This is a genomic window from Paraburkholderia sp. UCT2 (assembly GCF_014397665.1).
Taxonomy (GTDB): Bacteria; Pseudomonadota; Gammaproteobacteria; order Burkholderiales; family Burkholderiaceae; genus Paraburkholderia; species Paraburkholderia tuberum.
The window spans coordinates 122804-143747 of record NZ_VZQO01000002.1; the positions used below are offsets into that span (position 1 = coordinate 122804).

A 20944-nucleotide genomic window follows, 5' to 3' on the forward strand; every position below is an offset into this window, starting at 1 on the left:
ACACCTTGCATCGCTTAGACCTTGAACGGATGACGCAGCAGAATCGTTTCGTCGCGGTCTGGACCGGTGGAGACCATGTCGATCGGAATGCCCGCGACTTCCTGCACGCGCGTCAGGTACGCACGCGCGTTGGCGGGCAGCTTGTCCCACTCCTTGATGCCGACCGTGCTTTCCTTCCATCCCGCAAAGGTTTCGTAGACCGGTACGCAGCGCGCGACTTCCGTCGCGCCGCGCGGCAGCAGATCGACGTTGTGGCCGTCGATCGTGTAGCCGACGCACAGCTTCACTTCGTCGAGACCGTCGAGCACGTCGAGCTTGGTCATGCACAGCCCCGTCACACCGTTGATCTGGATCGAGCGACGCAGCGCGGAGACGTCGAGCCAGCCGGTGCGGCGCGGACGGCCGGTGACCGAGCCGAATTCCTTGCCGACGGTGGCGAGTTCGAGGCCGATCGGGTCCTGGCGCGAGGCATTGTCCGCATCGTACAGTTCGCTCGGGAACGGGCCCGAACCGACACGCGTGCAGTACGCCTTCGTGATGCCGACGATGTAGTTGAGCTTCTGCGGACCGACGCCCGCGCCCGCCGTCGCGGCACCCGCGACGCAGTTGCTCGAGGTGACGAACGGATAGGTGCCATGGTCGATGTCGAGCAGCGTGCCCTGCGCGCCTTCGAACAGCAGATTGCCGCCGTTCGCGTTGACGTCGTAGAGACGGCGCGACACGTCGGTGACCATCGGCTTCAGTCGGTCGGCGTAGCTCAGCATCGTGTCGAGCGTTTGCTGGAAGTCTACCGAGGCGGCGCCGAGGTACTGCGTGAGCACGAAGTTGTGATAGTCGAGGTTTTCGCGCAGACGCTCGGCGAAGGCTGGCGCGTCGAACAGGTCCTGCACGCGCAGGCCGCGGCGCGCGACCTTGTCTTCGTAGGCCGGGCCGATGCCGCGGCCGGTCGTGCCGATCTTGCTCGCGCCGCGGCGCGCTTCGCGGCCCTGGTCGATCGCGATGTGGTACGGCAGGATCAGCGTGGTGGCTTCGGAAATGAACAGGCGCTTCTGGACGTCGATGCCGGCGGCTTCGAGTTCGCCGATTTCCTTGAACAGCGCTTCCGGCGACAACACGACGCCATTGCCGATGTAGCACGCGACGCCGGGATGCATGATGCCCGACGGAATCAGACGCAAGATGGTTTTCTTGCCGCCGATGATGAGCGTGTGACCGGCATTGTGACCGCCCTGGAAGCGAACGACGCCCTGAGCGTGGTCCGTCAGCCAGTCGACGATCTTGCCCTTGCCCTCATCACCCCATTGGGTACCCACGACGACGACGTTGCGCCCGGGGTTCACATTCACTGCGCTGGCAGACATGTTGTTTCGTAAGCTGGTTAAAAACGTATTTTACCTAGGTTCGCGGAAGCGTCCGGAATTTTTCCGTTTCCGCTCAACGGTATGCACGTTATGTTGAGTATTGGGAGGGATGCGCGGCCGCGAAGAGTCGCTCGACCGCGCGCGATTCGGGCGGTGGTTGCGCCGCCCTCGTGCGAACGTCGGGGGACGGGTCCCCGGCAGCGTAAATCGGAACGCGCGGCTCAAGCGCGCGGTTCAACCACCCATGCGCCATTGCGCTCGACCAGCACCCGGTCGAACGCGAATTCATCGAGATCGTGCTTGTGGCCAGGCAGCGCCTGGATTACCACTTCACCGCCATCGCGCAATGCCGCGACCGCCACGCGCAACGCTTCGTCGTGCCGCCACGGCGCGAGGATCGCGCTGCTGCGCGCTTCGACCGGCGAGATCCGCGCGACTTCGCGCAGATCCAGCGAAAAGCCGGTTGCCGCGCGAGCGCGGCCATAGGCCTGACCGACGTGGTCGTAACGGCCGCCGCGCGCGACCGCGTTCGGCACGCCGTCCACGTAAGCGGAGAACATCACGCCGCTGTGGTACGCGTAGCCGCGCAGATCGGCGAGGTCGATCATCACTTCGGCGCCGTCGACCTGGCTCGCGAGGAACGCGAGGTCGTCGAGCGCGCGGGCGATCGCCGGTGAATTCGGCAGACGCGCGCGGGCCTCTTCGAGCACCGACGCGTCGCCGTACAGCGTCGGCAGCGCGCGCAGCGCATCGCGAATCACCGGCGAGAATTGCGCGGTCATCTCGACCAGGCGCGGCACGTCCTTGCCGGCTAGCGCGTCGTAGAGCGCCGGGCCGAGTTCCTCGGCGGCCGGCTCGGCTTCGATCAGCGCCGCCAGCACGCCCGCGTGACACAGGTCCAGACGCACCTTCGCGAGGCCGGCGAGACGCAGCGCGTCGAGCATCAGCTGCTGGATTTCGAGGTCCGCTTCGAGCCCCGCGTGGCCGTAGATTTCCGCACCGATCTGGATCTGCTCACGCGTCGCATGCAGGCCGCGCGGGCGCGTATGCGCGACGTTGCCCGCATAGCAAAGACGCGTGACGCCCTGGCGGTTCAGCAGATGCGCGTCGATGCGCGCGACCTGCGGCGTGATGTCGGCGCGCAGACCGAGCGTGCGGCCCGACAGCTGATCGACGAGCTTGAAGGTGCGCAGATTCAGATCGTGCCCACCGCCCGTCAGCAGCGACTCGAGGTATTCGAGCAGCGGCGGCATCACCATCTCGTAGCCGTACGAGCGGAAACGGTCCAGCAAATGACGCCGCAATTCTTCGATCTTGCGGGCCTCCGACGGCAGCACGTCGGCGATATTCTCAGGAAGCAACCAGGTCGACATCGATACAGTCCTACGGCGTTGAACACGGCGTCTTGCAGCGCCGATGATGAGTGTGAATGACCTAGAGCGGCTTGATTCTGGCGGCTGACACAGACGCTCGGGCGGCGTTTCGCGGCGCGCGCGCGACGCGCGGCGGCGTGGCCGGTCAGTACGCGTCTTGCTCGGGCCGGCAAAACACGCCGCAACACGCGGCGTTCGTCAGACGAGCAAGCCGGCTTCAGGTCGCGATGAACAGTAGAACCAGCCCGAGCAACATCACGATGAGCCCTCCGACACGAATCTGATGCGGCGGTCGTTCCGCTATTTTACGGAACGTATCGCGCCAGGCGGTTGGAAAAACGAACGGAAACATCCCCTCGATAATCAGCATCAGCGCGATCGCGAGCAATAACGAACCAGCTATGTCCATGCGAGTGAAGCGGCCGCGATGCGGATGCCGCGGCCTTCGGTAATCAGCGTTTGCGCGCAGCAGGCGCGGAAGCGTCCGGGGCGACGCCGCCGGTCGGGCTACGCATGAAGCGGAAGAACTCGCTACTGGAGTCGACCACGATCAGGTCGCCCGGCTTGAAGGTCTTCCGGTACGCCTGCATGCTTTGATAAAACTGGTAGAACTGCGGATCCTTGCCGAACGCTTCGGCAGCGATCTCCGCGGCCTTTGCATCGCCTTCGCCGCGAATGCCCTGCGCCTGCGCGAGGCCGTCGGCGAGCACCGTCTGCTGCTTCGCGAGCGCGTCCGCGCGGATCTGATTCGCTTCGGCGGCGCCCTTCGCTCGCTCGTCCGCCGCGACCTGCTTGCGCGCGGCGATCATGCGCTTGAATACCGAGTCGGCCACCGCGGCCGGGAAATCGACGCGCGTGAGTTGCACATCCACGACCGATACGCCGAGCGATGCCGCGCCCTTGTCCATCGCACCGCGGGCCTGTTCGGCGACCGCCGGTTGTTTGGCGAGCGCGTCGGACAGCGTGAACTTGCCGAACGCGTCGCCGAGCGCGCCGCGCGACAGCAGCGCGAGCCGGTCGGGCAGACTCTGCGGATCACCCTTCGTTTCGGCGATCAGCTTCAGCGGATCGGTCACGCGGAACTTGATGACCGGGTTGACCAGTAGATCGGTTTTGTCGGACGTGACGTAATGATCTTCGTCGGGTGCGTCGAGCGACTGGATGCGATTGTCGACGAACGTGACCGTTTGTAGCGGCGGCGGCAGCTTCACGTGCAGCCCCGGGCCGAGCAGCGTGGGCGTCGCGTCGCCGCGCGCGGACAACACGGCCATATGCCGTTGATCGACGACGAACACCATCGACGATGCCGCGAACAGCACGATGACGACCGCGACGACGAGCGCAATGATTCGGTTCATATTCTTGTGCGCTCCTTATTGAACGTCGTCTTCGCGCATGCGATTGCGGAACGCTTCGCGCGAGCGCAGCGACGCGGCGCTCGGCCGGCTCGCTGGCGCAGGCGCGGAAGCGGCGGGTGCGGATGCGCCATCGGCGGCGGAGCCTGCCGCGGCACCGGTCTCAGCGGCCGACGCGGCCGACGGCGCGGCCGCACTCGCCGCTTGCGGCGCGCCCGCGACAGCAGGACCCGAAGCGGCGGTGCCCGCCGCCGCGGCCTGGCGTTCGCGGTTCTGCTCGACGAGCCTGTCGAGCGGCAGATACAGCACGTTGTTGCCGTTCTTCGCGTCGACGAACACCTTGGTCGCGTTCGCGTAAATCTGCTGCATGGTTTCCATGTACAGGCGGAAGCGCACGACGGCCGGCGCCTTCGCGTATTGGGCGTAGACCTGGTTGAAGCGCTCGGCCTCGGCCTGCGCCTGCGCGACCGTGGTCTGGCTATAGGTTTTGGCTTCCTGGACCTGACGATCGACGTCGGCCTGCGCGCGCGGCAGGAGATCGGCCGCATAAGCCTGCGCATCGCGTTTCGCGCGTTCGTTTTCGTCGTGCACCTTCGCAGCGTCGGCGAACGCCGGTTGCACCTGCTCGGGCACCTGCACGCTCTGGATCGTCACGCCCGTGACTGCCAGACCGGACTGGTACTGATCGAGCGATTGCTGGATCGCCGCGATCAGCTGCTGGCGCAAAGTTTCGTGATCCTGATCGAGGATATCGCTAGTGCTCTGCGCGCCGACGATGCCGCGCACCGCCGCCTGCGCGGCGTGCATCACGCTCTGATCGGGATCGACGCTGCGAAACAGAAAGTCGTAGGGATTGCGCACCTGGTACTGCACGGCGAAGCGCACGTCGACGATGTCGCCGTCGTGCGTGAGCATTGACGCGTCCTTCACGTTCGCGAGACGCACCACATTGCTACGGCCGATCTCGACCTGGCGGATCTGCCCGACATTGACGAACTCGTGGGACTCGAACGGAAACGGCAGACGCCAGTGCACGCCCGGCGCCGCGGTATAGCGATACTTGCCGAATTGCAGCACGACGGCCGCCTGGCCATCCTGCACGACGAACACACCGCTGCCGAGATAGATCGCGATCAGCACGCCGATCACGATGCCGACGCCGATGCGCGCGCCACGGCCGTTGTCAGGACGGCCACCGCCGACACCGCCGCCCCTGCGCCCGAAAATCCGGGACAGACGGCGATTGAAATCACGCCACATTTCGTCGAGATCGGGCGGACCTTCACCGTCGCGTGCCGGTCGCTTCGGATCGTTCGGCCGTTGCCGGTCGCCGTTGCCGTCGCCCCGGCCCCAACGCGGATCGTTCAGTGAAAGCAAGGCGCGCATACGCAGCCAGATACTCCGCTCGTTGTAATCGTTCACCTGTGTTCGTTCACCAGAGTAGACAGCGGGTCAGTGCAATTTTGGAACGGGTCAGTGCCCGAGTTCTGGAACCTTGTGGTCGTCGCGCAGTTGCGCCGGGCGGTCATCTTGCGACGCATCGAACGGCATGTCGGCAAGCGGTTCGGCTGTAGCGATTTCGGCGATAGCAGCGCGCAATGCATCCAGCCCCTGCCCGGTGCGCGCGCTCAAAAAGACGCGCGAAATATTACCATACTCGTCCCGCTCGACCGCGTCGCCACGGGCTGCCAGCTCTGGCACCGCGTCGATCTTGTTGAACACGAGCACCTGACGGATCGTGTCCGCGCCGATCGCGTGCAACACCTCGTTGACCTGATCGATCTGGTCGAGCCGCACCGCGCTCGATGCATCGACGACATGCAGCAGCAGGTCCGCGTGAATGGTTTCCTCGAGCGTCGCGCGGAACGCGGCGACGAGCTGGTGCGGCAGCTCGCGGATGAAACCGACGGTATCGGACACCACCACCTGCCCCGCTTCGTCGCCCAGATACACGCGCCGCGAGGTGGTATCGAGCGTGGCGAACAACTGGTCGGCGGCATACGCCTGCGCCTTGGTCAGCGCGTTGAAGAGCGTCGATTTGCCGGCGTTCGTGTAGCCGACGAGCGACACCGACATCGTCTGGTTGCGATTCCGCGCCCGGCGTTGCGTGCCATGCTGGCGGCGCAGCTTGTCGAGGCGGATCTTGAGCGCCTTGATGCGCTCGCCGATCAGCCGGCGGTCGGTTTCGAGCTGCGTCTCGCCTGGACCGCGCAATCCGATACCGCCCTTCTGACGTTCGAGGTGGGTCCACGCGCGAATCAGCCGGGTCGACAGATATTGCAGCTGCGCGAGTTCGACCTGCAGCTTGCCTTCGTGGCTGCGCGCGCGCTGCGCGAAAATGTCGAGGATCAGACTGGTGCGATCGACCACGCGCCGATTAAGCGCCCGCTCCAGATTGCGCTGCTGCGCAGGCGCCAGAGCATGGTTGAAGATCACGAGTTCGATGTCGTTTGCTTCGCACGCAAGGCGCAATTCTTCGGCCTTGCCGCTGCCGACGAACATCTTCGCGTCGGGACTGGAACGGCGTCCGGTGAGGGTGACCAGGGGGTTCGCGCCCGCGCTTTGCGCGAGCAGGCTGAGTTCTTCGAGACTGGCTTCGAAATCGATCTTGCCGAAGTCGATGCCAACGAGCGCTGCATTGATCAAATTGGAGGGTATCAAAATGACGCGGCCGGGAGTGATCGCCAACGGGCGACAGTGTGCCGGCCGCGGCGAGGGTTAGGACTGTTCGGAATCCGGGTGGAAATTCACCGGACGGGCAGGCACGACCGTCGAAATGGCGTGCTTGTAGACCATCTGGGTGACCGTATTCCGGAGCAACACGACGTACTGGTCGAACGATTCGATGTTCCCTTGAAGCTTGATGCCGTTGACCAGGTAGATCGACACCGGCACATGCTCTTTACGCAGTGCGTTCAAAAACGGGTCTTGTAACAATTGCCCTTTGTTGCTCATAGCAAACTCCGTATTTTTTTGCAGGTTGACTGAATTGACGGCGAAGAAAAAGAGATCCGCCGCCAACCGCTACACTATAGCTGATTTTCATTTCGACGCGCGGGCCCGGGACCCCCGGCCAAACCCAGCATACACGCGGGTTTCAGCCCAGGTTTAAGACCAGCTTCAGCTTGCTTCAGCCTTTGTCCGCGTAAGGGTTCGTCGACGATCTGAACTCTATTCGCAATGGAGTCCCCGTCAGCTTGAAAGTTTCCCGGAAGCGATTTTCGAGGTACCGCTTATACGTGTCGGTGATCGCGTCGAGCGCATTGCCGTGAATCACGATAATCGGCGGATTCTGTCCGCCCTGGTGTGCGTAACGCAGCTTCGGACGCACTGGACCGCGACGGCGCGGCTGCTGGAATTCGACCGCCTCGATCAGCGCGCGCGTCAGCTTCGGCGTCGGCAGCTTCGACATCGCGGCTGTGTACGCGTCGTCGACCGAACGCATCAGCGGCCCGATTCCGGTTTTTTCCGCGGCGGAAATGAAATGGAATTTGGCGAAGTCCAGAAATTTTAGTTTGCGTTCGAGGTCGGCTTTGGTGCGCTCGCGCACATGCGGATCGAGACCGTCCCATTTGTTCACGCCAACCACCAGCGCGCGGCCCTGCTCGACGACGAAGCCAGCGATGTGCGCATCCTGATCCGAGATGTCCTGACGCGCGTCGAGCAGCAGGATCACGACGTTCGCATCGGAGATCGACTGCAGCGTCTTCACGACCGAGAACTTTTCGATCGCCTCGAACACCTTGCCGCGGCGGCGCAGACCGGCCGTGTCGATCAGCGTATACGGCTTGCCGTTGCGCTCGAAATCGACGTAGATCGAGTCGCGCGTAGTGCCGGGCATGTCGAACGCGATCACGCGCTCTTCGCCGACCAGCGCATTGATCAGCGTCGACTTACCAACGTTCGGCCGGCCGACGATGGCGATCTTCACGCCGCGCGCTTCCTTTTCTTCCTCGCTCTCCTCCGGCTGACCGGCATACGCGACTTCGAGCGCCTCGTTGATCATGTCGGTGACGCCGTCGCCGTGCGCGGCCGAAATCGCGCGCGGATCGCCGAGACCGAGTTCGTAGAAGTCGGCCGCGACGTTGGCGTACTTCATACCCTCGGCCTTGTTCACGACGAGGAAGATCGGCCGGCCGACCTTGCGCAGATAGTCGGCGATCGACTTGTCCTGCGGCGCGAGACCGTTGCGCCCATCGACGATGAACACGACGACGTCCGACTCCTCGACCGCCTGGCGGGTCTGGCGCGCCATCTCGTGCAGGATGCCGTCTTTCGCGACCGGCTCGAAGCCGCCGGTGTCGACGACCAGATACGGCCGCTCGCCGGCGCGTCCTTCGCCATAATGGCGATCGCGCGTGAGACCGGGCAGGTCGGCAACCAGCGCATCACGCGAACGCGTAAGGCGGTTGAACAGCGTGGATTTCCCCACATTGGGGCGCCCAACGAGGGCAATAACGGGTTTCATCTGATGTTGTTCACGGTGAAACGCGGGATCGCAATCGATCGCGCGCGTAGCGACGCCAGGCGGCCGCCACGGGGTGGCGTTCTGACGAAATTATCACGAATTCAGCCTGCTCCGGATGCGCGATCGATATGCGCATCCAGGCGGACGGGCGTGGGCTGCACAGACGCCGCCGGGGGCGCCTGCTTCAGACCGGGCTGCTCGACGGCTGACGCGCTCGTGTTCGAGGTCGTCTTTAATTTGCAAGGCCGTCGACGAAGCGCACGCGCCGCCTTGCATGCCGGCGGCCACAGCCTCGATCCGACTTGCCGGACCAGCCCGTCCGGCGATTTTTTCTATTGAGCCTGCCCGATCACGCGACGGGCAGCATGGCAACCCGACGCAGGAGCCGCACGCCAAAGCCGGCGCAGACTTCAATTAAAAAGCGCGCGGCCGGCAAAGCCGGCCTGCGCGCCTGACATCATTTATAGCGATCAGCGCGGACGATAGCCGAACAGGCCGCCGTCGCGCGTCTGTACGACCAGCGTGTCGCCAGCCAGCACCGGCGCCGCGGTAATCGCGCTGCCGTCGGTCTTCACTCGTGCGACGAGCGTGCCGTCGACGGTCGATAGGAAATGCACGAAGCCCTTGTAGTCGCCGAACACGGCCGCGCGGCCGAGCAGCGTCGGCACGCTCAGGTCGCGGTTCTTCAGCGTGTCGTTCTTCCACAGCACCGAGCCGTTGCTCACGTCGAATGCGGACACGACCGACCAGTCGTCGGCGGCGACCACGCTGCGCTCATCCTGCGCGAGGCCGCTCGTGCTCGAGAACGGCTTGCCCCACAGCGCGCGGCCCGAGTTGGCGTCGAAACAGCCAATCTGGCCCTGGAACGTCACCGCGCAGGTCTCCGAACCTACCAGCGTGGGCGGGCCGGTCACGTCGTTGATACGCTCGACCTCGGTCACGCCCTTCGGATACGACACCGGCGTCTGCCAGTAGGCGTCGCCCGTCTGCAAGTTGATCGCGGCGAACGAGCCGCCCGGGAAGCCGGCCAGCACGGCCGCGTCACCTGCGAACGTCATGCCCGACGACACGCGCAGGTTCAGCGGCACGGCGCGGTTGCGGAAGTTCCACTTCTGCTCGCCGGTTTGCGCGTTGAACGCGACGATCTGGCCGTCGATAGTGCGCACGATCACGAGGCCGTTGCCGACGAGCGGCGGCGTAATGATCTCGCCCGGCGCCTTCGCGGTCCACAGCTGCTTGCCGTCCGCGCCTAGCACGTACACGTCGCCCTTCAAGCCACCGACCGCGGTGAGCGTGCCATCGCTGCCGACGCCCGCCGACAGATCATCGTGCAACTTGACGCGCCACACGTCCTTGCCCGTTTGCGCGTCGATCTTGGCGACCGTGCCATTCGTGCCGGCAGCATACACGGCATTGCCGACCGCAACCGGCGAGAACAGGTAGCGGCCCGCCTTGCCGACGCTTGCCGACCAGGACTGCTGCACGTCGAGCACGGGTTTGAACTCGGTGAGCGGCGTCGGCACACGGCGCTCGTCTTTCGTGGATGAGCAAGCCGCCAGCGTGAGAACGGTCATCGCACAGATAACGGGCACGGCGTAACGTTTCAGCAGATTCATCGGTGGACGAAGCATTCAGGAAATTGGATTAAAGGAGACCGCCTTGCGGTCGTGGCTCGCGGCGCGCTGCGCGGGACGCTCAGCCGCCAAGCGCATCCAGCTTGAACTGGATCAGCTGGCGCGCCGAACTGTCGCTGTTCGACAGCGAGTCGAGCGCGAGCTTGTAGGCCGCGCGCGCGTCGTCGCGCTTGCCCTGGGCGGCGAGCAGGTCGCCGCGGCGGTCCGCCACGACGCCCTTGAAGGCATCGGATTGTGGCTCGGCCAGGAGCGCGAGGCCCTGGTCGTATGCCTTGTCGTCGAGCAGCAGCGATGCCATGCGCAGCTTCGCGATCTGCTTGAACTCGTCGTCCTTCGCGTGATCGATCGTCCATTGCAGCTGCGCTTTCGCGCCGGCTTCGTCGCCAGCGGCGTACAGCGCCTTGGCGGCGCCCAGCGCGGTCATCTGCGCGTAGGCAGTACGGCCGAACTTGTCTTCCATGTCGGCGGCGACGCGCGCAATCTGCGCCTTATCGCCCGATGCCGCGGCTTGCTGAACCTGGTCATACAGCACCGCGGCTTCCGCGGCCTGACGACGCTGCCAGAAATTCCAACCGTTCCAGCTCGCGCCTGCCAGCAACACCACCAGCACGATCCACGTGGTCGCATTGCCCCACTGCGTCCACCATGCCTTCAGACTTTCAATCGATTCTTGTTCGTCGTGGTAACTCATTGCCCGGCGATTTCCTCATTCTTGCTACGTGTGCGTGTCGAGCCAGCCGGCCCAACGACATCGCGATCAGTCGTCGCCGTCTTCGGCGGATGCAACCATCGCATTGATTAGATATTCGGTCAAGTCTTCGGCGGGCACGTTCTGTTGCTCGTTCTTACCGCCGTGGGCTTGCGTATCGCGCAGCGGTTTCACGCCGACCGTGCCGTTGGCGATCTCATCTTCGCCGAGCACGACCGCGAACGCGGCGCCGCTCGCGTCGGCGCGCTTCATCTGCGACTTGAAGCTTGCCGACTGACCGTCCGCGCTGCAATGCAGGATCACGTCGAGACCGGTATCGCGCAGACGCTCGGCGATGATGAACGCCTGCTCGCGCGCGGTGTCGCCCTGATGGACCACGTACACGTCGCAACCTTCGTCTTCCGGCACGAGCTGTTCCTCCTTCAGCAGCTCGAGAATCCGCTCGACGCCCATTGCCCAGCCGCACGCAGCCGTCGGCTTGCCGCCGAGCTGTTCGATCAGCGGATCGTAGCGGCCGCCCGCCGCGACCGTGCCTTGCGCGCCGAGTTTGTCGGTCACCCACTCGAACACGGTCAGATTGTAGTAATCGAGACCGCGCACGAGACGCGGATTGATCGTGAACGGAAGGTTGTTCGCCTTCAGCAGACGCTGCAGAGCTTCGAAGTGCGCGCGCGATTCTTCCCCAAGAAAATCGATCAGCTTCGGCGCGTTCCGCGCAACTTCCTGCAGCGCAGGATTCTTCGTATCGAGCACGCGCAGCGGGTTCGTATAGAGACGGCGCTTCGCGTCTTCGTCGAGCACGTCCATGTGCTTTTCGAGATACGCGATCAGTTCGACACGATGCGCGGCGCGCTCTTCAGCGAGGCCCAACGAGTTGATTTCGAGCTTGATGCCAGTCAGGCCGAGGTCGTCCCACAGACGCTGGCACATCATGATGATTTCCGCGTCCGCATCCGGACCCGCGAAACCGAGCGCCTCGACACCGACCTGGTGGAACTGGCGATAACGGCCGCGCTGCGGACGCTCGTGACGGAACATCGGACCGATATACCACAGACGCTTCGGGCCATCGTACAGCATGTTGTGTTCGATCGACGCGCGCACCACGGCCGCGGTGTTTTCCGGGCGCATCGTCAGGTTTTCGCCGTTCAGTGCGTCGGTGAAGCTGTACATCTCTTTTTCGACGATGTCGGTCACTTCGCCGATACCGCGTGTGAACAGCTGCGTATGCTCGACGATCGGCGTGCGGATATTCTGGTATCCGTACGAACGCAGCATCGACTTGACGGTGGTTTCGAAAAATTCCCAGAGCCCGGCTTCCTGCGGAAGGATGTCGTTCATGCCCTTCACGCCAGACAGCTTCTCGAGCTTTTTCTTCTGTTCAGTCATCTGTGTTTCGATAGCCGGTTTTTAGTTGAGCGCGTCGGCGCGGCCATAGCGGCGCTCGACGTAGTCGCTCACGATTTGCTGGAATTCTTGCGCGATATTCTCGCCGCGCAGCGTCTTCACCTTTTCGCCGTCGATGAACACCGGCGCGGCCGGATTCTCGCCCGAGCCCGGCAGGCTGATGCCGATATTCGCCTGCTTCGATTCGCCCGGACCATTGACGATGCAGCCCATCACCGCGACGTGCATCTGCTCGACGCCGGGATACTGGTCGCGCCACACCGGCATCTGCTGACGCAGGTAGGTCTGGATCTGCGACGCGAGTTCCTGGAACAGCGTGCTCGTGGTGCGGCCGCAGCCGGGGCACGCGATCACCATCGGCGTGAACGACCGGAGGCCCATGGTCTGCAAAATCTCCTGACCGACGATCACTTCGCCTGTGCGCGACGCGCCCGGTTCCGGCGTCAGCGAAATACGGATCGTATCGCCGATGCCCTGCTGCAGCAGAACCGACAGCGCCGCGGTTGACGCGACGATGCCCTTCGAGCCCATGCCCGCTTCGGTCAGGCCAAGATGCAGCGCGAAATCGCAACGGCGCGCGAGTTCGCGGTACACGGCAATCAGATCCTGCACGCCGCTGACCTTGCACGACAGGATGATCTGGTCGCGCCCGAGGCCGAGTTCGACCGCACGTTCCGCCGAGCCGATCGCCGACTGGATCAGCGCTTCGTACATCACGCTTTGCGCTTCCCACGGAGTGGCGCGCGAGCCGTTTTCGTCCATCATCTTCGCGAGCAGGTCCTGGTCGAGGCTGCCCCAGTTCACGCCGATGCGCACCGGCTTGTCGTATTTGACCGCCGTCTCGATCATCTGCGCGAACTGCGTGTCGCGCTTCGCGCCGTGCCCGACGTTGCCCGGATTGATCCGGTACTTCGACAGCGATTCCGCGCAGCCCGGATAGTCGCGCAGCAGCAGGTGGCCGTTGTAATGGAAGTCGCCGACGAGCGGCACCATCACGCCCATGCGGTCGAGTTGCTCGCGGATCGCCGGCACGGCCGCCGCCGCTTCCGGCGTATTCACGGTGATACGCACCAGTTCGGACCCGGCTTGCGCCAGTTCCTTGATCTGGATAGCGGTGCCGATCGCGTCGGCGGTGTCGGTGTTGGTCATCGACTGCACGCGCACCGGCGCATCGCCGCCGACGGTCACGAGCTGACCGCCCCAGCGGACGTTGACCGCATGCGACTTGCGCCGCATCGCGGGGCCGCCGAACACCGGCTCGTCTGAAACGATCTTGCTACAGGATTGGGATTGAGCTTCGGTTTGCATCGAAAAACCCATTTACGCCGCACGCGCTATGCAAAAACGCAGCGCCTGAATTGAAAAAGCGCCGCGGACCGGTTGACCGCGGCGCATACCGTATCTGTCAAGGCAGCGCAAAGCGCGCCACGTTGCCCTTGGCTGTCGCATATTTCGACGGATCGACCGGCTGGCCGTCGAGCGTCACCGACTCGAGACCCGCCTTGTTGCCGACCGTGACCTTGAACGGACCGACACCCGTCACTTGCTTCGGATCGCCGGCATGCACGAGGCCGGAGAACAGTTCCTTGCCGTTCTTGTCTCGCACGCTGAACCAGCTGTCCTGCGTCACGCGCAGCGCGACGACCGCCTCGCCGAGCGCTGGCGTGACCGCCGGTGCCGACGCGTTCGCCACGACCGCCGGTGCATTTGCGCTCTCCATGGCGGCCTGTGCCTGAGCCTGCGAGCCGGCCTTCGGTGCCGGCGTTGCCGCTGTATTCGCTGCCGGGGCCGAGCCCGGCGCGGTGCCAGTGGCAAGCGGAGCCGGCATCGGCGTTGCCGACGCAGACACCGCATTATCCGCGCTCGCCGCGTTGTCAGCCGTGGCCGCCGCGTCCGGCGCCGATGCCCCTTCCGCCGCCGTCGCCGGACCCTGAGCGACCGCGCCCGAAGCCGCCGTGTCGCTGATAGTCGAACTATTCGCGCTTGCCTTCAGGCGCGCGAGCCACGCGGACGAATCACCGCCGTTAGTGCGCCACATCCCGAGTGCGATGACCGCGACGACGATCGCCGCAATGCCCCACAGCCACGAACGGCTCTTATGCCCGCTGTCGCCGAGCGACAGCGAAACCTTGCCGCGCGGCAGATCCTTGCCCGATGACGCCGGCATCGACAGATTCGGCGCCGGCACGCCCTTCTCGCGACGCAGCGCCGCCGTAAAAGGCGCCGGATCGGCGCCCAGCATTTTCGCGTAGCTGCGCACGACGCCGAGTGCGAACGTCGTGTCCGGCAGATGGCTGACGTCGCCCGCCTCGAGCGCGCTCAGCTTGACGACCGACACCTTCAGCCGCGCCGACACGTCCTCGATAGTCCAGCCTTTCGACTCGCGCAACTGGGTCAAGCGCGCGCCAACCGCTGCCAACGAATCAAGGGCCGGCTGCACGACAGGCTGGACCACCGCCCTTGCAACGGGTGCCGGATGGCCATCGCTCGTGTCTGTCTCGTGCGGCTGCGGGTGCTGCGGCTCACTCATCCCAAATCCTTTCGCGTCGATTCTTTTAATCGTGCGACCGGACGGGCTCGAGCGTCACGTCCAAATCGCAGACCGTTTATAACAAAATGTGCGGCTTTGTGTACCGCTCCCGATCGATTCTGCAAACTTTCTTTTAATCGCCGGTGGCATGGGAGCATTTTTGCGCTCGCGGTGCTTTCCGCCGAACGCCGACGCCCTGCCGCCCCTCGCGATTACACGGCGCGAACCTCGATCACCTTCGCCGCCTTCCCGGTGCGCTCAGCAAGACGCGTGCGGTCTTTCACCGCGCCGGCCAGCTGACCGCAGGCAGCATCGATATCGTCGCCGCGGGTCTTGCGCACAGTGGTGACCACGCCAGCGTCCATCAACACCTGCGCAAACCGCTTGATCTGTTCCGGCTTCGAACGGATAAGGCCCGATTCGGGGAACGGATTGAACGGAATCAGATTGAACTTGCACGGCACGTTACGCGTGACGGCGAGCAACTCGCGCGCGTGCGCCTCGCTGTCGTTCACGCCATCGAGCATGCAGTATTCGAACGTAATGAAATCTCGCGGCGCGACTTTCAGATAGCGCTCGCACGCCGCCATCAGCTCGCGCAGCGGGTACTTTTTGTTGAGCGGCACCAGCACGTCGCGCAGCGCGTCGTTCGAGGCATGCAGCGACACCGCGAGCGCCACGGGCAGATCCGCGCCGAGCCGGTCCATCATCGGTACGACGCCCGAAGTGGACAACGTGACGCGCCGGCGCGACAGGCCGTACGCATTGTCGTCGAGCATCAGGCGCATGGCCGGCACGACCGCGTCGTAATTGAGCAGCGGCTCGCCCATCCCCATCATCACGACGTTCGTGACGACGCGCTCGCCCTTGCCGTCGCCCCCCATCGCGCGGCCGCCGGCATCACCGCGCGACGCGCGCAGCGCAAACTCAGCCATGCGCAACTGGCCGATGATTTCGCCGGTGGTGAGATTGCGGGAGAACCCCTGCTTGCCGGTCGAGCAGAACCGGCAGTTGACCGCACACCCAGCCTGTGACGACACACACAGCGTGCCGCGCGTTTCTTCGGGGATGTAGACGGTTTCAACGGCGTTGCCGTTTCCGACGTCGATCAGCCACTTGCGTGTGCCGTCCGACGAAACGTGGTCGCTGACGACGTCCGGCATCGTGATCGCGGCGCGCCCTTTGAGCTTTTCGCGCAAGGACTTCGCGAGATCGGTCATGCCGTCGAAGTCGGCAGCGTTGTATTGATGAATCCAGCGCTGCAATTGCTTGGCGCGAAACGGTTTCTCGCCCAGGCTGTCGCAATAGGCGACGAGCCCTTGGGCGTCGAGGTCGAGAAGGTTGACGGAGGGACTGCTCGTCATATCGAATCCTGCCATTTCATTGCGAGACTACGTTCATGCAACAAGCTGCATGAACGCCGTGCCCGTTCGCGCCCATTCCTGCTGCTTTTACCTTACTACTTTGCCGTGCAACGCGCGCGATTCATGCGATAAAACAATTCGGCTGCACGAAACGCGCCAGGCGGACACGGCTTACGACCGAGGCCAGTGCCTGACCTCAGCGCGAGGCGCTCAACGCGAGTAGACGTTGACTTGGGGGAAGAAGAATGCGATTTCAATCGCGGCCGTTTCCGCTGCGTCCGAGCCGTGCACCGCGTTGGCGTCGATGCTGTCCGCGAAGTCGGCACGGATCGTGCCCTTTTCTGCCTTTTTCGGGTCAGTCGCCCCCATCAAATCACGGTGTTTCAGGATCGCGTTTTCGCCTTCCAGCGCCTGCACGACCACCGGACCCGAGATCATGAATTCGACGAGGTCCTTGAAGAACGGTCGTGCTGCGTGCACGGCGTAGAACTTCTCGGCGTCAGCACGCGACAGATGAACCATGCGCGATGCCACGATCTTCAGACCAGCGCTTTCAAAACGGGTATAGATCTGGCCGATCACGTTCTTGGCCACTGCGTCCGGCTTGATAATCGACAGGGTGCGCTCGATCGCCATAAAAACTCCAAAAAATTAAGAAGTTACAGATTCAAATGAATCCGCTATTGTAGCATGTTCCCGTGCATCATTGCGATTGAACCCTTACAACACTGAAAGGATCAAAGCAAAGGGCGCGAAATACTGGTAGCGTAGGCCATGTGGGTGACTGGAGGTATTGAAACTCCGTGCTGCCGCGCTAATCTTACGGATGAACGGTGCGCCCGCCGGCGCTTCGCAAATTGCCGTATCACCATCACGAAACACGCTTCCGAGGTAAGGAGAGATCATGAACGAACATCCGTATATGTTTGGCCGCAACGGCGCGGTCAGCACGGTCGAAACACGCAACCGCGTGCTACGGAATACCTACTGGCTGCTCGCGCTGTCCATGATTCCGACCGTGCTCGGCGCGTGGGTGGGTCTTGCCACCGGCTTCTCACTGTTCGCCGCCACCAGCCCCGCCATGAGCATGCTGGCATTCTTCGCGATCGCCTTCGGTTTCATGTTCGCGATCCAGCGCACCAAGGACAGCGCCGTCGGCGTCTTCGTACTGCTCGGCTTCACGTTCTTCATGGGGCTGATGCTGTCGCGCATTCTCGCGTTCGTGCTCGGCTTCTCGAACGGCCCGTCGCTGATCATGCTCGCTTTTGGTGGCACCGGTGTGATCTTCGCGGCCATGGCGACCATCGCCACGGTCAGCAAACGCGACTTCTCGGGCCTCGGCAAGTGGCTCTTCATGGGCGTGATCGTGATCCTGCTGGCTTCGGTCGCGAACGTGTTCCTGCAACTGCCGGCGCTGATGCTGACGGTTTCAGTCATGGCAATCGTGATCTTTTCCGCCTACATCATGTTCGACGTGCAGCGCGTCGTGAACGGCGGCGAGACGAATTACATCACGGCGACGCTGGCGATCTACCTGGATCTGTACAACGTGTTCGTCAATCTGCTTGCGCTGCTCGGCATTTTTGGCGGCAACCGCAATTAAGTTTGCCCGGTCGTGCGGCGCGCCCCACGCCGCACTCGACGCTCAAATTAGAAGCCCATAACGATTGCTCGTTATGGGCTTTTTCATTACCTGACCACCCGGCGCATGGCGTGCAGCGCGACTGGACGCCAACCGGGCGCCACAGTCACACCGTCAACCACGCGAAACCTTCGCTCTGCGACGCAACCACCACCTCCGTGGGAGCCGCGTCAAGCACGCCCGCCAGCGCCGCCTGCGCAAGTTCCGGCAGATTGTTCTGCTGGCTCAGATGCGCTGCGACCAGATGCCGCAAGCGCGAGCGGTCGAGCGACGCCAGGATTTCAGCTGCCGCGTGATTGTTCAGATGCCCGTGATTGCCGCCGATACGCGCCTTCAGCGACGGCGGATAACGACTGCCCGCGAGCATCTGCACGTCATGATTGCATTCGAGCACGAGCGCGTCGCAGCCACTCAGCACCGCGCTGATATGCGGCGTGGACGTGCCCACGTCGGTGAGCACGCCAAGCCGGCTCGCGCCGTTCGAGAACACGTATTGGAGCGGTTCGCGGGCGTCGTGCGGAACGGTATAAGGGAGAACGCTGAGCTCTCCGATCGATACCGCCTCGTCGCCCCACAGCACCTGCAGGTCAACATCGGCTTCGTCGGCGCCCACCGCGCGCGCGGTGCCCCAGCTCATGTACAGCGGAATCGACCACTTGCGCGCCAGCGTCAATGCGCTGCCGATGTGATCGCTATGTTCATGCGTAATCAGGATCGCGTCGAGGTGCTCGGCACTCGCGCCGAGCCGCGTCAGACGCCGCTCGACTTCGCGCGCGGAAAAACCGCAATCGAGCAGCACACGCGTGGTGACCGCACCGCTGCGCGCCTCCACCAGCAGCGCATTGCCTTCACTGCCGCTGCCGAGACTTGCGAAGCGCACGACCCGCCTTAGTTCAGTTGCGCGTGCAGCAGCGACACGATGCGCTGCGCGTCCGACGACGTGTCGATCTGCCCATTCGCGTCGACGACCGCGACCTGCGTCACCGCGTCGCCCTTCGCGCGCACGTTGACGAGGAATTCCTGGCCCGGCTTGCGCGTCGAATTGCCGCTGTAGAACAGTTTGCCGAACAGGCCTTCCTTCTTCAGTTCCTGCATCGAATCCGCGTAGCGCACGTAGTAGATGCCCTTCTCGCGATCGCGGTTGTCGACCGTAAAGTTGGTGCGATCGAGCGCGAGGCCCACACGCAGCCAGGCACGGTCGAACGACTCCTGCAGATCGAGCGTCGACGCACCCGCGTTCTGCTCGATCGTGGTCGGCGCGGCGGCGGTGCGCGCGTCAGTCAGCAGCTGCTTCGATTGTGCTTCAGTCAGGCCGAACTTCTGCATCAGCTTGGCGAGAAACAGCGCCTCGAGCGCCGGATCACGCGGACGCTCTTCCCAGCGCGAAGACGTCTTGTCCTGCCCGGTCATCACCTCTTCCATCGCGCTGTGCGTGATCGAGATATCGGTCGCGCTGTCCGGACCGCGCGATACCAGCGTGCGGAAACTGTCGCGGGTGCCCGACGAATAGGCGAAGTCGATGACTTTGCCGATCGTGCGGCGGAACCAGTCGTCCGGAATGTTCGCGCGGTTTTCCGCCCAGTCGGTCGTCATGATGCCGGTGGCTGGCGCATCGGTCTTCAGCACGAAGCCGTTTTCCTGCCAGAACTCCTGCAGCTGCGGCCAGAGCTGTTCCGGGGAACGGCCGTCTACCACCAGCCAGCGACGGTCGCCGTCGCGCTCGATATGCATGCCGAGCGGATCCTGCGCGTTCGGCTGACCTTCGGTCGCGTTGCCGGCCGCCGTGACAGCGCGCGTCGGCGTGCCACCAAGCGCCAGATTGGCCGGCGGTGCCACATAGCGCTGGTCGTTCGGCGACGTGCTCAGATCGCTCGGCACGGCGAGCGGCGGCGCGCTCGAGGTCGCCTTGTAGTTGACGCGGTCGGAAGCGAACCAGTCGTTCAGCGTGTCACAGCCGGCGAGCGTCGACAGGGCAAGCGCCAGCGCCGCCATGCGGGTTGCGTGGAGGGAAAGTGCGGAACGTTTCATGAGGTCCTTCGTGATGCTGGAACGCGATGCCTCGTTCGATCTGCCGGGAACGTGGGCTGAAGCGACGTCGGTTAATGAAATGCCGGTGGCGGTCTTGCGTGGGCGGCGGGACGGTCGGCCCGTTCAGCCGAGCAGGCCCGCTTCGCGCAGCGCGCCGCGCACCACTTCGTGGTATTGCGCGTCGAGCGGCGTGAGCGGCAGGCGGATGCCGCCCTGCACACGCCCCAGTTGCTGCAGCGCCCACTTCGCCGGAATCGGATTCGCTTCGGCAAACAGGTACTTGTGCAGTGACAGGAGTTTCAGATGAATGTCGCGCGCGGTCTTCACGTCCGCGGCGAGCGCGGCCTTGCACAGTTCGCTCATTGCGCGCGGCGCGACGTTCGCGGTGACTGAAATATTGCCGTGACCGCCGAGCAGCATCAGCGCGATCGCGGTGGGGTCGTCGCCGCTATAGATGCCGAAATGCGCCGGCGCCGACTTGATCAGATGCGCGGCGCGGTCGATGTTGCCCGTGGCCTCCTTCACGCCGACGATGCCCGGCACCTGTGCGCAGCGCAGGATGGTCTCGTTGCTCATGTCGGCGACGGTGCGGCCCGGCACGTTGTACAGAATCACTGGCAGATCGACGGTTTCGGCGATCTTCGCGAAATGGCGGTAGATGCCTTCCTGGGTCGGCTTGTTGTAGTACGGCACGACCTGCAGCGTGGCATCCGCGCCGACGTCCTTCGCGTGTTGCGTGAGTTCGATCGCCTCAGCGGTGGAATTGGCACCCGCGCCCGCGATGACAGGAATGCGTCCAGCGGTGTGCTCAACCGCGGTCTTGACCATCAGCACGTGTTCTTCGACCGACAGCGTGGCCGACTCGCCGCTCGTGCCGACCACGACGAGCGCATTCGTGCCTTCCTCGACGTGCCAGTCGATCAGTTTGCGAAACGCCGGCAGATCGAGGCTGCCGTCTTCGAGCATCGGAGTGATGATGGCAGGAATGCTGCCGCGGATCTGAACGCCGTCCTGGTGACCGCTGTGGTTGCCGTTAGTCATGAAACGCCATGAATATGATCAGGTAAACCGCG

The 20944-nt window shown here is 63.9% G+C and carries 19 protein-coding genes; 1 reads left to right on the forward strand and 18 read right to left on the reverse strand.

Annotated elements, in window-relative coordinates; all coding sequences use genetic code 11:
• Nucleotides 1-14: 14 nt before the first annotated feature.
• From F6X39_RS02255 to ndk, 15 genes are all read right to left on the reverse strand, one after another.
• Nucleotides 15-1361 carry an adenylosuccinate synthase gene (locus tag F6X39_RS02255; RefSeq protein ID WP_187615423.1) on the reverse strand — a complete coding sequence of 449 codons (1347 nt, stop codon included), beginning with the start codon at nucleotides 1359-1361 and terminating at the stop codon, nucleotides 15-17.
• 221 nt (nucleotides 1362-1582) lie between these two features.
• On the reverse strand, nucleotides 1583-2734 hold the full coding sequence (locus F6X39_RS02260) for an ATP phosphoribosyltransferase regulatory subunit (RefSeq protein WP_090800718.1): 1152 nt from the start codon (nucleotides 2732-2734) through the stop codon (nucleotides 1583-1585).
• 217 nt (nucleotides 2735-2951) lie between these two features.
• On the reverse strand, nucleotides 2952-3143 hold the full coding sequence (locus F6X39_RS02265; RefSeq protein WP_090800720.1) for a DUF2065 domain-containing protein: 192 nt from the start codon (nucleotides 3141-3143) through the stop codon (nucleotides 2952-2954).
• 43 nt (nucleotides 3144-3186) lie between these two features.
• Complete coding sequence (gene hflC / locus F6X39_RS02270) at nucleotides 3187-4092, reverse strand: protease modulator HflC (RefSeq protein WP_187615424.1); 906 nt, start codon at nucleotides 4090-4092, stop codon at nucleotides 3187-3189.
• Between the two features lie 15 nt (nucleotides 4093-4107).
• Complete coding sequence (gene hflK / locus F6X39_RS02275; protein ID WP_187615425.1) at nucleotides 4108-5511, reverse strand: FtsH protease activity modulator HflK; 1404 nt, start codon at nucleotides 5509-5511, stop codon at nucleotides 4108-4110.
• Nucleotides 5512-5562: 51 nt separating this feature from the next.
• Nucleotides 5563-6777 carry a GTPase HflX gene (gene hflX / locus F6X39_RS02280; protein ID WP_410449873.1) on the reverse strand — a complete coding sequence of 405 codons (1215 nt, stop codon included), beginning with the start codon at nucleotides 6775-6777 and terminating at the stop codon, nucleotides 5563-5565.
• Between the two features lie 30 nt (nucleotides 6778-6807).
• Complete coding sequence (gene hfq / locus F6X39_RS02285; protein WP_006051315.1) at nucleotides 6808-7044, reverse strand: RNA chaperone Hfq; 237 nt, start codon at nucleotides 7042-7044, stop codon at nucleotides 6808-6810.
• A 175-nt stretch (nucleotides 7045-7219) separates the two neighbouring features.
• Nucleotides 7220-8557: a ribosome biogenesis GTPase Der gene (der, locus tag F6X39_RS02290; protein WP_187615427.1), complete on the reverse strand. Its 1338-nt coding sequence runs from the start codon at nucleotides 8555-8557 to the stop codon at nucleotides 7220-7222.
• Nucleotides 8558-9027: 470 nt separating this feature from the next.
• Nucleotides 9028-10173: an outer membrane protein assembly factor BamB gene (gene bamB, locus F6X39_RS02295; protein ID WP_184067625.1), complete on the reverse strand. Its 1146-nt coding sequence runs from the start codon at nucleotides 10171-10173 to the stop codon at nucleotides 9028-9030.
• 79 nt (nucleotides 10174-10252) lie between these two features.
• Nucleotides 10253-10882: a YfgM family protein gene (locus F6X39_RS02300; protein WP_090800729.1), complete on the reverse strand. Its 630-nt coding sequence runs from the start codon at nucleotides 10880-10882 to the stop codon at nucleotides 10253-10255.
• Between the two features lie 66 nt (nucleotides 10883-10948).
• Nucleotides 10949-12289, reverse strand: a complete 1341-nt coding sequence (gene hisS, locus F6X39_RS02305; RefSeq protein ID WP_090800731.1) for a histidine--tRNA ligase — start codon at nucleotides 12287-12289, stop codon at nucleotides 10949-10951.
• A 21-nt stretch (nucleotides 12290-12310) separates the two neighbouring features.
• The gene (gene ispG, locus F6X39_RS02310) at nucleotides 12311-13627 is read right to left on the reverse strand and encodes a flavodoxin-dependent (E)-4-hydroxy-3-methylbut-2-enyl-diphosphate synthase (RefSeq protein WP_187615428.1); all 1317 of its coding nucleotides are present in this window, start codon (nucleotides 13625-13627) and stop codon (nucleotides 12311-12313) included.
• A gap of 85 nt (nucleotides 13628-13712) precedes the next feature.
• The gene (locus tag F6X39_RS02315) at nucleotides 13713-14837 is read right to left on the reverse strand and encodes a helix-turn-helix domain-containing protein (protein ID WP_187615429.1); all 1125 of its coding nucleotides are present in this window, start codon (nucleotides 14835-14837) and stop codon (nucleotides 13713-13715) included.
• A gap of 212 nt (nucleotides 14838-15049) precedes the next feature.
• Nucleotides 15050-16201: a 23S rRNA (adenine(2503)-C(2))-methyltransferase RlmN gene (gene rlmN, locus F6X39_RS02320; RefSeq protein WP_184067611.1), complete on the reverse strand. Its 1152-nt coding sequence runs from the start codon at nucleotides 16199-16201 to the stop codon at nucleotides 15050-15052.
• Nucleotides 16202-16411: 210 nt separating this feature from the next.
• Nucleotides 16412-16837 (reverse strand): nucleoside-diphosphate kinase, encoded by a 426-nt coding sequence (gene ndk / locus F6X39_RS02325; protein WP_187615430.1) that lies wholly within the window; start codon nucleotides 16835-16837, stop codon nucleotides 16412-16414.
• 268 nt (nucleotides 16838-17105) lie between these two features.
• Here ndk and F6X39_RS02330 point away from each other — a divergent pair, with 268 nt between their 5' ends.
• Entirely contained in the window at nucleotides 17106-17804 is a 699-nt protein-coding gene (locus tag F6X39_RS02330; RefSeq protein WP_018417558.1) for a Bax inhibitor-1/YccA family protein, read from the forward strand.
• A 145-nt stretch (nucleotides 17805-17949) separates the two neighbouring features.
• On the opposite strand, the gene F6X39_RS02335 is transcribed toward F6X39_RS02330, so the two are convergent.
• From F6X39_RS02335 to dapA, 3 genes are all read right to left on the reverse strand, one after another.
• Nucleotides 17950-18723, reverse strand: a complete 774-nt coding sequence (locus F6X39_RS02335; protein ID WP_090800741.1) for an MBL fold metallo-hydrolase — start codon at nucleotides 18721-18723, stop codon at nucleotides 17950-17952.
• Nucleotides 18724-18731: 8 nt separating this feature from the next.
• Entirely contained in the window at nucleotides 18732-19871 is a 1140-nt protein-coding gene (bamC, locus tag F6X39_RS02340) for an outer membrane protein assembly factor BamC (RefSeq protein WP_184022417.1), read from the reverse strand.
• Between the two features lie 123 nt (nucleotides 19872-19994).
• Nucleotides 19995-20912, reverse strand: coding sequence for a 4-hydroxy-tetrahydrodipicolinate synthase (gene dapA / locus F6X39_RS02345; RefSeq protein WP_184004131.1), 918 nt, complete (start codon nucleotides 20910-20912; stop codon nucleotides 19995-19997).
• Nucleotides 20913-20944: the final 32 nt, after the last annotated feature.